Source organism: Chryseobacterium sp. sg2396 (assembly GCF_042610505.1).
Taxonomy (GTDB): domain Bacteria; phylum Bacteroidota; class Bacteroidia; order Flavobacteriales; family Weeksellaceae; genus Chryseobacterium.
The window spans coordinates 35454-48213 of the sequence record NZ_JBHGAQ010000008.1 but is presented as its reverse complement, the minus strand read 5'-3'; the positions used below and the strand labels follow the sequence as shown (position 1 = coordinate 48213).

Sequence of the window (12760 nt, the reverse complement as noted above, 5' to 3'; positions counted from 1 at the left end):
AATCTTCAGATCAGCTTTCTCGCTTTTTCAAGATCTTCCGGAGTATCGATGCCCACGCCGACAAAATTGGTTTCTATCATCTTGATTTTCATGCCGTATTCCAGGTAACGGATGCATTCTATTTTCTCGGAAATTTCCAAAGGCTTCATTTCCAGTTTCGAAAATTGGATCAGCGCATGTTTCCTGAAAGCGTAGACGCCGATGTGTTTAAAATAATCGACCGCATAAGAAATCTCCCGGTGAAACGGAATAGCGGAACGGCTGAAGTATAATGCAAAGCCATTGTTATCGGTAATTACTTTTACATTGTTCGGGTTTTCGATCTCTTCTTTTTCATGAAGCTTTATTTTTAAGGAAGCCAGGGAAATCTCCTGGTTATCGTCGTTCCTGAAAACTTCGATGAGTTGCTTCAAAGGCTCCAATTTTAAAAACGGTTCATCTCCCTGCACATTGATCACAATGTCGCAATCAATGGGCTGTACGGCTTCTGCAATGCGGTCACTCCCCGTCTCATGTTGCCCCGTCATTACTGCTTTTCCGCCATGGTTTACGATTTCATCAAAAATAATTTCCGAATCCGTAGCAACAAAAACTTCATCAAACAAACCGGTTTCCACGACATTCCGATAAGTCGTCGTGATGACGGTCTTTTCTCCTAACATTTGCATCAGTTTGGCCGGAAAACGGCTGGCTTCGTAACGTGCGGGTATTACTGCAATTATTTTCATATGAAAGTATTTTATTGATATTTTATTTTATGTAATGGGATAAAAAGATAATTCCATAGATCCAAGAAATAAACAAAAATGTATAAAGAAATCCGAAAGCAACGCTTTTGACCAGGTTTCCTTTACAGTATCTGGAGTTTTTAAATACCAGCCGTAAAGCCCGAAAAAAAATCCAATAGAGCATGGCTGTAAATAATAAGATCACCACCCAGAAAACAACACCTAAAAAGTAGAGGAGGAAAACCAGAACAATTGAAAAGAAAATCCATAAAATAACAGAAAGAATCAATTCTCCGCAACCGGCTTCTCCTCCAAAACTTATATCGGGTAGATCGAAACTATCAATTTTTGGCCTCTTTTCACTGTATTTTACTATTTTTTCCCGGTTTATAATATGACCTACATTATCTTTTAGTTTCAAACCAAAATAGAGTCCTAAGCTAATAAACAGAAATAATACTGTTGCTAAAATGGATGTTGATAATATGGAATTCTGAAATAGAGACCGGTGAGAACCTGCTCCTGAAATCCAGACACTTAAAATAACAAGAACAACAATTACTACTGTAGAATAGCTCAAAAACCGGGTTTCAAGGAAATATCTTTGTGGAATCTTCATATTCTTCCGGAATAGCAATTTAAAAAGATAACAGTGTAACAATTGATCAACTGCTACACTGTTATAATGGGTATATTTTACTTATTATTTTAAAGCGTTCAACGCATTTTCCAGCTTCGGCATCATGGCAGAAATCTCCTCAGTAGCCAATCCTCCAACAGAAGCCCTGAACCATGGCTCAGATTTCTCTTCCCCGAATGCAGAGAAAGGAACCAAAGCAACTCCTGCTTCATTGATCAGATAAAACACCAGATCAGAAGAGTTTTCGATCACCGTTCCGTCCGACTTGGCTTTACCGATATAATCCAATTTAATGGTCAGGTAAAGTGCTCCCATCGGCTCAATACTGTCAACGGAAAGACCTTTTCCTTTCAGATCCTGAATACCTCCGTGAAGAACTTTTAAGCTTGATTCCAGCTTTCCTTTGAAGTCTTCAACAAAAGCATTCACTTCTTCCGGGTTTTCGTAATATTTTGCTGTCGCTTCCTGTTCAGGTTTTGGTGCCCAGGCTCCAACGTGTGTCAACAGCGCTTTCATTTTATCAAGAATATGAGACGGACCGAATCCCCAGCCTACACGCACTCCCGTTGCGGCAAGGCACTTGGAAATACCATCGATGTATACCGTATATTCCTTCATTTCAGGGAACAGGGAAACAGGATCTACGTGCTCCGCCCCAAAGGTAAGGTTGGAGTAGATCTGATCGTACATCAGGTACAACGGTTTTTCGTCGTCACTTCTATTTTTGTTTTCTTCCAGGATCAGTTCGCAGATTTCCGAAAGCTGTTCTCTTGTAAACATGGTTCCCGTAGGATTCAGCGGTGAACAAAGCGCTACCAGAACCGCTCCGGACAAATGAGGTCTGAGATCGTCAGCCGTCGGAAGAAAATTATTTTCAGGAGTTGTTTTTACCTCGATTGCATCAGCAGAAGTAAGGTAAGCGTAGTGGTTGTTGTTCCATGAAGGAATCGGATATACCACTTTATCCCCTTCATCTACGATGGTCTTATATACCGCATAAATCAACGGCCTTGAACCCGCCGTGATCAGGATATCATTTGGGGAATAGTCCAGATTCCATCTTGTTTTTAGATCTTTGGAAACTTCTTTTCTTAAAGATAAAAGTCCGTTCGCAGGCGGATAATTTGTCAGGTTATTCTGATAGGCTTTCTGAATTTCCTCCTTCAGCTGGGCAGGAATCGGATAAATATTGGAATTCAGATCTCCAATCGTAAGATTGGCAATCTCCGCTCCTTTTGCCTTTAGATCATTTACTTCATTACCAATTTTTACAATTTCAGAACCGATCAGGTTCGCCGCTAATTTTGAAACTTTCACTTTTACTTTTATTTATTGTTACTTTATTAATGTTATAAGTTATTAATTATGAGTTATAAGTTTTTCTTACTTGTAATAATTATACTTCTTATTATTTTTAAAATCTCTGTCGCCGGATTTATAAGTTCGTCGAATTCCTCTTTCGATATGTAATCAGTAGCATACAATAGCTCAATCCAATAAATGGTTTCATCACATTACTTCTGAGAAATCGACAGTTTATGAATAAAAACAGGCTTGCTCTGAGCATTTAAAGCCTCCCGAACATTAGCTCCAACAGAAGTGCCGGATCTTAAAAGCTGTCTTGACAGAACATATTCCTTATTTTTTATACTGAATTGCCTGTAAAATTTAACAATACTTACAGCAAACTCGAAACTCTTTATTTTAATAATACTATTACTCATCATTCAAAATTTATAACTTATAATTTATTATTATGTCAACTGCAGGTCATTTTTCACCCGGTTTATTTTCTCTTCCAATGATTTCTGCTGGTCTCTGAAATCGGCTGCAGAAGCAAGATCCTCTTTTACAGAAATATAGAACTTGATCTTCGGCTCTGTTCCGGAAGGTCTTACGCAGACTTTTGTTCCGTCCTCGGTATAATAAATCAATACATTGGATTTCGGAATATCGTTCATTACCTGTTTTTCGTTCCTGGAAACGATAAAATTGGTCTGCTCCTTGAAATCCTTTACCTCTGCCACCGGCGATCCTGCCAGTTGCTTCGGAGGGTTTTCACGGAAATCCTTCATCATGTTCTGGATTTCTTCTGCCCCGTCTCTGCCTTTTCGTACCAGGTTCACAAGGCCTTCGTAATACATTCCGGTTTCCTGGTAAATTTCGATCAGGTAATCGTACATGGTTCTTCCGTTGGCTTTGCACCATGCTGCGATTTCACAGGCAAGAACAATACTTCCGCACGAATCTTTATCACGGACAAAATCTCCGGTCATGAATCCGAAGCTCTCTTCCCCGCCGCAGATGAACTTTTCCTGTCCTTCCACATCGCGGATCATCTTTCCGATCCATTTAAATCCGGTTAATCCTACCTTACACTGTACCCCGAATTTCTGGGCAATGTCAAAGAAAATATCGGACGTCACAATCGTAGAGCCGATGAATTCCTTTCCGGTAATCCGGCCCTGTTTTCTCCATTCGTTCAGAATGTAATAAGTCAGAATGGTGTTGGTCTGGTTTCCGTTCAGCAATTCAATTTCACCGTCCAGGTTTCTTACGGCAATTCCCAAACGGTCCCCGTCCGGATCAGTTCCGATGACGATATCGGCATTGGTAATTTTAGCAAGATCCATGGCCATTTCAAGGGCAGCCGGTTCTTCAGGATTCGGAGAATCAACGGTCGGGAAATTCCCGCTCGGGATCATCTGCTCCTTTACCAGATCAATTTTCTTGAAACCTGCTTTTTCCAACGCTTTAGGAACGGTCGTATAGGTCGTTCCGTGGATGGAAGTGAAAACGATATTTAAATTTTCTTTTCCTACATTCTGATAGGTCGAATTTTCGATGCAGGCGTCGATGTACACATCATCCTGCTCCTCTCCGATCCATTCGATCAGATCATCGTTACCGTTGAATTTTATTTTATCGAACTGTACGGAAAGCACTTCGGCAATAATAGCTTCATCATGCGGCGGAACGATCTGTGCACCGTCATTCCAGTACACTTTATACCCGTTGTATTCCGGCGGGTTATGGGAAGCCGTCAGAACGATTCCTCCGTGACAGTGTTTGTCTCTTACCGTAAAAGAAAGTTCGGGCGTGGGACGGTGGTCTTTAAAAAGCAGTACTTTAATTCCGTTTGCCGTTAAAACATCAGCTACCAATTTTCCAAATTCTTTTGAATTGTTTCTGACGTCGTAAGCAATGGCCACTTTAATTTTTTCACCCGGAAACTGCTTTAGCATATAGTTTGCAAGTCCCTGTGTAGCCTGGCCTAACGTGTATTTATTTAAACGGTTGGTTCCTACGCCCATGATTCCTCTCATTCCTCCGGTTCCGAATTCCAGCGGTCTGTAAAAAGAGTCTTCCAGATCCGGCGAATTGCCGTCAATTAATAATTGTACCGCACTTCTTGTTTCTTCATCAAATGATTCGTGCAACCAAAGTTTTGCTTTTTCTAATGTTGTCATATTTGTATTTTGTAGTTCCTAAAGCTGGAAGATGGAAGATGGATGCAGGAAGTCTTCCAGCTTCAAAACCATTTCCAGCCTGTTATTATCCTTTTATTTGATTTCTAAATGCTATAATTTGGTTCATAAGATTATAGCTTTGATTATAAAAATTACTAAAATCTTCTTCTGTAATATATTTTCTGTTCTTGGCTTTGTATAAACACGTTACTACTTCGGCTAAAGAACGGATCGAATATCCCAGAAATTTTCTGAATTCCGAATTTGACTGCAGAATACTTCCTTCAGAAATATTCAAGGCAATCGAATCAGAAGCTCTTCTTATCTGTGAAACCAGATTAAACAGTTCCTCCTTAGGAAAATCTTTGGAAACCTTGAAAATTCCCTCTCCGAATTCCATAGATTTCTGCCATATAATCAGTTTCTCAAACTTAAAACTCATGAGCAATTTTTTTCGATATGTTTGTGTTTTAAATAAATGCAGAGTACTGACCGACTTCCAGCTTCCAGCATCCCTCATCCAGCTTTTATTCCAATTTCTTATTCTCCACCCTGGTATCTTTATCGATCTTGAACGCCCGGATCGGATCATTATAATAAATAAATTTTGCGGTATTCTGAACGTGCCCTTTCAGGGAATCTTTGACATTCACTTCTGCATAATTTCCGTTTTTGGAATTGATCTTCAGGTCTTCGATTTTCCAGTAAGGGGCGATCAGGCTTGCCGTATCGGCGATTTTGATCACCGCGTCTTTGGTCTGGCCCAAAAAGTTGGCCCTGCTGCGGTTCAGCATTTCCACTTCTGCCCTTCTTGTATTTACCGAACCCATAAAAGTAGCGAAATTCTTTAAATTAAGCCTAAAATTATCGGTCTTAATTTCACTTGAAATGTTCATCTCTACCGAGTCGGAAATGGATACCTTTTCCAGATTGTATTTGGAGTAAATCGTGACATTATAAAAATCCACGCCTTTCGTTCCGCGTTTTTCTTTGATGGTTAACGTCTTATCATCCACTTCAACATCCAGGTTATCCGCGATATTCGGGTAGGTTTCTATTTCCACGAAGTTCTTATTTCCTCTTGCATAAAACACCCGGAACTTTCCTTCCAGATCGAGGTTTACAAATTCGGGAACATCCACGTCTTTCCGCTCGATGTTTCCTTTCGGAGAAATTTTTCCGCAGGAAACCAGAGCAAGAATGGCAACGACATAAAAAATATTCTTCATATCAGATTACTTCATCAATATTGTAATTCTTGTGCTCACGATTCGTCCGGATGATCATTTCCCCTAAGAATCCGGCTACGAAAAGCAGGGTTCCCATAATCATCATGGTCATAGCGATGAAGAACCATGGATTGTTGGTAATCAGGTGCCCGTAGATTCCCCTGGCCACATCGATCAGCTTGGAAATGCCCAGCCAGAGTGCCGAAAGAAAACCGACAATAAACATCAGGGTTCCCACGGCTCCGAAGAAATGCATCGGCCTTCCTCCGAAACGGCTGACAAACCAAAGGGTTACCAGATCCAGGAAGCCCCGGATGAATCTTTCGGTCCCGAATTTAGATGTTCCGTAAGGACGCGCCTGGTGCTGAACCTCTTTCTCCGTAATCCTTCTGAATCCTGCATTGGCGGCCAGAACCGGGATGTACCGGTGCATATCACCATAGACGTCAATCGATTTTACGACCTGTCGTTTATAGGCTTTTAATCCGCAGTTGAAATCGTGAAGGTATACGCCTGAAACCTTTCTCGCCGCTGCATTGAACAGCTTGGAAGGCACATTTTTCGTCATCACATTATCGAAACGTTTCTTTTTCCAGCCGGAAACGATGTCGTAATTTTCATTGATGACCATCGCATAGAGTTCCGGTATTTCTTCCGGAAAATCCTGTAAATCAGCATCCATTGTGATAATTACATCACCATTGGTGCGTTCAAAAGCGGCATGAAGCGCCTGGGATTTCCCGTAATTCTTGGAAAATTTAATCCCGTGGATCTGAGGATGCTGAACTTTAAGGTTTTCTATAATGCTCCACGACAAATCCGTGCTTCCGTCATCTACAAACCAGATTTCGTAGGACAGCGCGTTTGACCGGCAAACGTTATCAATCCTGGAAAAAAGCTCCTCCAGCGATGCCTCTTCATTCAGTAACGGAATAACTATTGATAAATTCATTTAATTTTAATAAAAAATTATTCTTGATTCTGCTCTTCCTGATAGATTGTTTTTGTTCTGAAAAACGCTCCGAAAAACAATGACAAAACTACGTAAAATATAAGTATTGCCGCAAAATATCCTGAAAAATGACTTACTGTAAGCATATCTTTTCCTTTAACGGCATCCGGAGAGAAACTCGGAAGCCTTTCTTTGTACTTCTGATCCAGCTCATCAATGTCTTTCTGATGTTTTAAGATTTTTCTTGCCGACTGATATTCCTTATCCATTTCAGATTTCTGGCGGGTCACGTACTGATAATTCAGTAGCTTTTTGGCATCGGTATCTACAAAATTTAAAAATAAATAAATACTGAAAACGGATAGAATTCCTCCTATAAACATCGGGACAAATGACCTTTTAAAGGCATCTTTAAAGCTTACCACCCGATGGCTGCTCCAGTAGGATTTTACCGACCAGAATGCGGTTCCTGCATAAATAATAGGTAAAACGAAAGCATTGGCTTTCAGTGAAATATCAAAATAGTTAACTCCTGAGAAGAAGTAATACACCACGAAAAAAACGATCATCGTAGCGCCAAACAGTAAAATTCCTAATGTGGAAGTGCTTTTCGTCATATCTAAATTTTTAGAAAATTTCTGAAAAATTATCAGGCTGAATTTCAGCAAACTACCTTTAACAGCCAGTTTTTTCAGTTAATTTTCTTTAATAATGTTTTGAGTTTTGTAAAATATTCCTACCTTTGCCACGGCAAGTCCTAAACAACCAGCTCCTGAGAATCCTCCAGGGTGGGAACGCAGCAAAGGTAATTGGTCGTAGCGGTGTGATTTAGGTAGCTTGCCATTTTTTTTGGTTTTAAGTGAAGAGAGGTAATTTGAGAATTATCTTTTTTTGTTTTTAAACCCTTCAGCATTTCTATTTTCAAATTACCTTTCAACATTTATTTAAAATTCGAACTCCTCACCCAGTTTTGGTAAAACAAGTTCTACGTTTTTATCTGCAAAATGCTTCATGGCACTTTCATGGTTGATTTCTATGGCAGGAAACGTATCAAAGTGGCATCCGATTACCTTTGGAGTCTTTAATAATTCGGCTGCTGCAAAAGCAGCTTTCCTAGGGCACATTGTATAGTGGCTTCCTACCGGTAGAATGGAAAGGTCTAAATTACCATATAACCTCGGAAACAGCTCCATATCGGCCATTACTCCGGTATCTCCTGCCATATACAGGTTTCTGCCTTCAGGAAGCCTGAAAATGTATCCAACGGGAACGCCGCCATAGCTTCCGTCCGGGAACGAGCTGGTGTGATGCGCCGGAACCATGGAAATTTTAAGATCATCGATCTTTGCCGATCCTCCCAGGTTCACATCGTCCGTATTTTTTGCATTTTTAAAATATCCGCAGATCTCCGGCACAGCAATGAGGGTTGCTTCAGGATGATGCTGCAGCACTTCTTCCACATCGGCGATGTGGTCTCCATGGGCGTGTGTCAGTAAAATATAATCGATTTTCTGGGCCGCGATATCAAATCCGGATTCGGCTTTTTTATAATTGTAAAAAGGATCGGATAAGATTGTTTTGTCTTTATAGGTGAACAAAAAACAGTTTTGTCCTAAGTATTGTATTTTCATTTAATTGATTTTAAAATTTATGGAGTTATAACTTGTTCAATTTTTACCGGCATCCCGATATTGTAATAATAAATCAGATACAAACAGTACGTGATGATAAGACACTGAAAGACAAGAATAAAAATATTGGATTTCATCTTTTGTCTTACGATCAGATAAGAAACAATCAGATCAACCGTTAGAATTATTCCTAAAATAACAGGCGTTACTGCAATTTCTGACAACAAAAGCCCTTCAAACAGCAGTTCTTTTATTAAAATGAGGAAAAATCCTGCAGAAACAATTACCGACAGATAAGAAGCCATTTTATCGATTTTATTTCTCATTTCCAGCTTTATGGTTTATACCTAATGGAAAAGATTAAGTCCGGCTGCCGTAAGCACAGCGATCATCAACGTAATCATTCCCACCTGCTTTAAAAAGGGGTCAAGCTCACGGGGATTCTTTACCGTCATAATATTTCTTCTGATCCGCATTAAAGGAAGCATTAGGATCATGACAATAAACACGTAGTAATTCTGCGTCTGGAAAAATCCATTTACGCCTAAGAACATCAGAATGAAAATCAAAGGAAGGTTGAGCAGCACCATTTCGTAAATCATCGCTTTTTTAAAGCCGATGCGAAGGGCAAAACTGTTTTTCCCGGATAATTTGTCGCTTTCAATATCCCGCATGTTATTCAGGTTGAGTACCGCCATGCTCATCATACCAATGGCCGCTCCAGGCAATAATACGTCCCAACTGAACGATTTGGTAAACAGGAAATAGCTTCCGCAAACGGAAACCAATCCGAAAAAGACAAATACGAAGATATCTCCCAACCCCATGTAACCGTAAGGTTTTTTACCTACCGTATAGCCGATGGCTGCAAGAATACAGGCGATACCAAGACCAATGAAGATATAAAATTCCTTCATATAATCCGGCACAAACGCCAGATATAAAAGCGCAACGGTGGCTACAAAAGACAATACGGAAAATAAGATCACCGCATTTTTCATCTGTCTGGCTGTAATTCTCCCCGATGCTACGGCTCTGGCTTCCGCTTCGGTTGCTCTTTTGGTATCCGTTCCTTTGATTCCGTCGCCATAATCGTTGGCATAGTTGGAAAGTACCTGGTAAAGTAAAGTCACCACCAAGGCGAGTGCAAAGATCCTCCAGTCCCAGGTTCCGCCTTCATTGTAAAGTCTCCACCGGGCAATAAAAGATCCCATGATAATTCCGCTTAAGGAAAGCGGCAATGTTCTAAGCCTTGCGGCCTTTATCCAATCCGTCATAGTTTTATGAGTAATGGGCAATAAGTAACCAGTAATAAAAATTGCTGATTACCTATTACTTAGATTTTACGATATCCACTGATTTTCTCCGAAGTCCGGCTTTCTTTTTTCCAGGAATGCATTTCTTCCTTCTTTGGCTTCTTCAGTCATGTATGCAAGCCGCGTCGCTTCACCGGCAAAAACCTGCTGGCCTACCATACCGTCATCTGTAAGGTTCATGGCAAATTTAAGCATCCTAATGGATGTCGGCGATTTGGCCAGAATTTCCTGGGCCCACTCGTAAGCGGTATCTTCCAGTTCGGCGTGAGGAACCACTTTATTTACCATTCCCATTTCGAGAGCTTCCTGAGCAGAATAGTTCCTCCCTAAAAAGAAAATCTCGCGGGCTTTTTTCTGTCCGACCATTTTCGCCAGGTAAGCAGAACCGTAACCACCATCGAAACTGGTTACATCGGCATCCGTCTGCTTAAAGATAGCATGCTCTTTACTGGCTAAGGTTAAATCACAAACCACATGAAGCGAGTGTCCTCCGCCTACAGCCCATCCCGGTACTACCGCGATCACAACTTTCGGCATAAAACGGATCAGTCGCTGAACTTCAAGAATATTTAAACGGTGCCTTCCGTCCTCTCCTACATACCCCTGGTGCCCTCTTGCCTTTTGATCTCCCCCGCTACAAAATGCCCAGCCTCCGTCCTTAGGACTTGGTCCCTCTCCGGAAAGCAGAACCACCCCGATGGAAGGATCTTCATACGCATCGTAAAAAGCATCATATAATTCGGAAGTTGTTTTGGGCCTGAAAGCGTTACGGATTTCCGGTCTGTTGAAAGCGATTCTCGCTACCCCATTACATTTTTTGTATGTAATATCCTCGTATTCTTTGGCGGTTTTCCACTCGATCATTTTTATAATAATTTTCCCCAAAGATACGGAATTGGAAAGAATTTTAACATGGATTTCAGGGGATTCCTCCGGAAAATTTCCGGTTCTTTCATGCCGGATCATCAGGGGGGGGCCGAATGAAGGACTGAGCAGGTTCAGCTTCAAATGATTGCTGAGAAAGTTTTCGGATATAAAATTAGAGATGGAATTTGTCTTGCAATGAAATTCCGGATTTTGAACACGGAGCCCACGGAGTTTTTTTTGAATGCGAAACGTTTTTAAGTCTCACAAAGCCGTTTCACTCACAAGAGATCACAAATATAGATGAGTAAGGAGGAATTTAAGCCTAAGAACTTTTTAACGCTATAGACGCGAAGAATAGTTGATACACGAACTGCAGATTTTCCGGTCGCAAAAGCTGAACTACGTTCGTAAACTTTCAGTTTATATTCAGCAAATGACAGCTGTGGATATTATCCCATTCCGAATCCTGCATTCTGCATGTTTTTATTTTTAATTTGAAATTTTGAACACGGAGAGCACAGCTTTTTTTGAATGCAAAACGTTTTTAAGTCTCACAGAGCCGTTTCACTTATAAGAGACCACAAAGGTTTATGATTATTGATGAAAAATATAAATTTATTGTACGCAACTTTGAACGTAGAGGATACCAAGTTTTTTATTACTGAACATTGTAAGTTTCACAAAGCTAGTTCGACAGGCTCGGCATAAACTTTTTCACTTATAAAAGACCGCAAAATTTATAAAATCATATAGGCTTCAAATTGATCAAAATACTTTAATTCAATTTTTATAAGCTGAACTTTAGACTTTGAATCTTAAACTTTAAATAAAAAACCGGAACATTGCTGCTCCGGTTCTTAAGATATATTTTTGGGTATTCAAAAATTATTTAGCTGGCTGCTTTGCCTGAAGTTCAGCTTCCTTAGCTTTCATTTCATTGAATTTAGCCGTATTCCTTGTGGTGTTATACATATCTTTCAATGTCTGAATGGCATTGATGTCATTCGGCATAGCCTGATACCATTTTTCGGCATAAGGGATCGCTTTGCTGAACCTTTCCTTTCTGGCTTCAATTAATTTGGTAGCATCGTCCGGCTTGGTTTTTCTTAAAGCATTGATCTCAGTTACCGCTTTTTCATCATCACCGATGGCAGTGTACACGAGGTTTTGGTAAGCGTTTGCAAAATCAGGCTTCAAATCGATGGCTTTCTGGAAAGAAGTCATTGCTTCGCTTGCCGTCGCCGGATTTTTTGACTGAAGCACACCTAAGTTATACCAATTGGTAGCATCATTAGGATTTTTAGCCAACTGCTCCTTCAGGTTCTGCATGAATTTATCGGTATTACCTGATGCATACAGCGCACTCCCTTGGTATTCTTTCAACTTACTACTGTTAGGGAATTTTGCCAATCCTTTCTCAATGATGGCTAAAGCTTCATCATTCTTTTTAGCATTCAGCAATAAGGTTGATAAGGTTTCGTATAAATCCTGCTCAACACTTGGAGATTGCTCGGTTTTAAAATCCGTATAATCTTTTGATGAAGTTTTCTTTAACAGTTCCCAAGTATTTTTATCATAACTGGCTACCTGTCCGGTTTTGTTATCTTTTGCGGTATAAGTGGTTTCAACACCGGTATATCCGGAATTGATCAAATCGGTATATATTTTGGTCGCCTGAGGAATGTCATTTGCCAGTGCGTAATTCAATCCTGCATAGTACATATATACTTTATTGTCCTGCCCGCTTGTTTTCAGGAGGTTATAAACATCCATAAACTTAGGTGCTGCCACTGCATAGTTTTTAGCATTGTATGCATCCATTGCAGCTTTATTGGCTTCCTGCAGCTTAGCGTTAACATCATCTTTCTGTCCGAAAACAAAGGCAGATGCTACGAAAGCGATACCTAAAATCAGCTTTTTCATAATC

Annotated in this window: 13 protein-coding genes, 1 other RNA gene and 1 pseudogene; 1 reads left to right on the top strand and 14 read right to left on the bottom strand. The window is 40.3% G+C overall.

Going from position 1 to position 12760, the window contains the following annotated elements:
* Positions 1–5 precede the first annotated feature (5 nt).
* The 9 genes and pseudogenes from kdsB to ACED20_RS10045 form a co-directional block, all read right to left on the bottom strand.
* On the bottom strand, positions 6–728 hold the full coding sequence (kdsB, locus tag ACED20_RS10085; protein WP_378104399.1) for a 3-deoxy-manno-octulosonate cytidylyltransferase: 723 nt from the start codon (positions 726–728) through the stop codon (positions 6–8).
* 22 nt (positions 729–750) lie between these two features.
* Positions 751–1308 carry a hypothetical protein gene (locus tag ACED20_RS10080; protein ID WP_294263296.1) on the bottom strand — a complete coding sequence of 186 codons (558 nt, stop codon included), beginning with the start codon at positions 1306–1308 and terminating at the stop codon, positions 751–753.
* A gap of 123 nt (positions 1309–1431) precedes the next feature.
* Positions 1432–2685, bottom strand: coding sequence for a pyridoxal phosphate-dependent aminotransferase (locus ACED20_RS10075; protein ID WP_378104397.1), 1254 nt, complete (start codon positions 2683–2685; stop codon positions 1432–1434).
* A 53-nt stretch (positions 2686–2738) separates the two neighbouring features.
* A pseudogene (locus ACED20_RS10070) lies at positions 2739–3092 on the bottom strand (four helix bundle protein).
* Between the two features lie 30 nt (positions 3093–3122).
* Positions 3123–4838, bottom strand: a complete 1716-nt coding sequence (locus ACED20_RS10065) for a phospho-sugar mutase (protein WP_378104395.1) — start codon at positions 4836–4838, stop codon at positions 3123–3125.
* A gap of 85 nt (positions 4839–4923) precedes the next feature.
* Positions 4924–5280, bottom strand: coding sequence for a four helix bundle protein (locus ACED20_RS10060; protein WP_294198086.1), 357 nt, complete (start codon positions 5278–5280; stop codon positions 4924–4926).
* Positions 5281–5365: 85 nt separating this feature from the next.
* Positions 5366–6067, bottom strand: coding sequence for a GIN domain-containing protein (locus ACED20_RS10055; RefSeq protein WP_294239757.1), 702 nt, complete (start codon positions 6065–6067; stop codon positions 5366–5368).
* Position 6068: 1 nt separating this feature from the next.
* Positions 6069–7019 (bottom strand): glycosyltransferase family 2 protein, encoded by a 951-nt coding sequence (locus ACED20_RS10050; protein ID WP_294239759.1) that lies wholly within the window; start codon positions 7017–7019, stop codon positions 6069–6071.
* A gap of 17 nt (positions 7020–7036) precedes the next feature.
* A complete protein-coding gene (locus ACED20_RS10045; protein WP_295212357.1) occupies positions 7037–7636 on the bottom strand; it encodes a DUF4199 domain-containing protein in 600 nt (199 codons plus the stop codon).
* A gap of 131 nt (positions 7637–7767) precedes the next feature.
* Here ACED20_RS10045 and ffs point away from each other — a divergent pair.
* An RNA gene (gene ffs, locus ACED20_RS10040) (signal recognition particle sRNA small type) lies at positions 7768–7865 on the top strand.
* Between the two features lie 98 nt (positions 7866–7963).
* Here ffs and ACED20_RS10035 read toward each other — a convergent pair.
* From ACED20_RS10035 to ACED20_RS10015, 5 genes are all read right to left on the bottom strand, one after another.
* Positions 7964–8650, bottom strand: a complete 687-nt coding sequence (locus tag ACED20_RS10035) for a metal-dependent hydrolase (RefSeq protein ID WP_294239764.1) — start codon at positions 8648–8650, stop codon at positions 7964–7966.
* A gap of 17 nt (positions 8651–8667) precedes the next feature.
* Positions 8668–8976, bottom strand: coding sequence for a hypothetical protein (locus tag ACED20_RS10030; protein WP_294312233.1), 309 nt, complete (start codon positions 8974–8976; stop codon positions 8668–8670).
* Positions 8977–8997: 21 nt separating this feature from the next.
* Entirely contained in the window at positions 8998–9927 is a 930-nt protein-coding gene (gene menA, locus ACED20_RS10025; RefSeq protein WP_294312232.1) for a 1,4-dihydroxy-2-naphthoate octaprenyltransferase, read from the bottom strand.
* A 66-nt stretch (positions 9928–9993) separates the two neighbouring features.
* Positions 9994–10830: a 1,4-dihydroxy-2-naphthoyl-CoA synthase gene (locus ACED20_RS10020; RefSeq protein ID WP_294201360.1), complete on the bottom strand. Its 837-nt coding sequence runs from the start codon at positions 10828–10830 to the stop codon at positions 9994–9996.
* Positions 10831–11718: 888 nt separating this feature from the next.
* The gene (locus tag ACED20_RS10015) at positions 11719–12756 is read right to left on the bottom strand and encodes a tetratricopeptide repeat protein (protein ID WP_378104390.1); all 1038 of its coding nucleotides are present in this window, start codon (positions 12754–12756) and stop codon (positions 11719–11721) included.
* Positions 12757–12760 lie beyond the last annotated feature (4 nt).

Excerpts from the sequence above, each read along its gene's own strand:
- kdsB (WP_378104399.1), bottom strand. The coding sequence starts at position 728 with ATGAAAATAATTGCAGTAATACCCGCACGTTACGAAGCCAGCCGTTTT.
- ACED20_RS10065 (WP_378104395.1), bottom strand. The coding sequence starts at position 4,838 with ATGACAACATTAGAAAAAGCAAAACTTTGGTTGCACGAATCATTTGAT.
- ACED20_RS10060 (WP_294198086.1), bottom strand. The coding sequence starts at position 5,280 with ATGAGTTTTAAGTTTGAGAAACTGATTATATGGCAGAAATCTATGGAA.
- ACED20_RS10055 (WP_294239757.1), bottom strand. The coding sequence starts at position 6,067 with ATGAAGAATATTTTTTATGTCGTTGCCATTCTTGCTCTGGTTTCCTGC.
- ACED20_RS10050 (WP_294239759.1), bottom strand. The coding sequence starts at position 7,019 with ATGAATTTATCAATAGTTATTCCGTTACTGAATGAAGAGGCATCGCTG.
- ACED20_RS10045 (WP_295212357.1), bottom strand. The coding sequence starts at position 7,636 with ATGACGAAAAGCACTTCCACATTAGGAATTTTACTGTTTGGCGCTACG.
- ACED20_RS10035 (WP_294239764.1), bottom strand. The coding sequence starts at position 8,650 with ATGAAAATACAATACTTAGGACAAAACTGTTTTTTGTTCACCTATAAA.
- ACED20_RS10030 (WP_294312233.1), bottom strand. The coding sequence starts at position 8,976 with ATGAGAAATAAAATCGATAAAATGGCTTCTTATCTGTCGGTAATTGTT.
- menA (WP_294312232.1), bottom strand. The coding sequence starts at position 9,927 with ATGACGGATTGGATAAAGGCCGCAAGGCTTAGAACATTGCCGCTTTCC.
- ACED20_RS10020 (WP_294201360.1), bottom strand. The coding sequence starts at position 10,830 with ATGATCGAGTGGAAAACCGCCAAAGAATACGAGGATATTACATACAAA.
- ACED20_RS10015 (WP_378104390.1), bottom strand. The coding sequence starts at position 12,756 with ATGAAAAAGCTGATTTTAGGTATCGCTTTCGTAGCATCTGCCTTTGTT.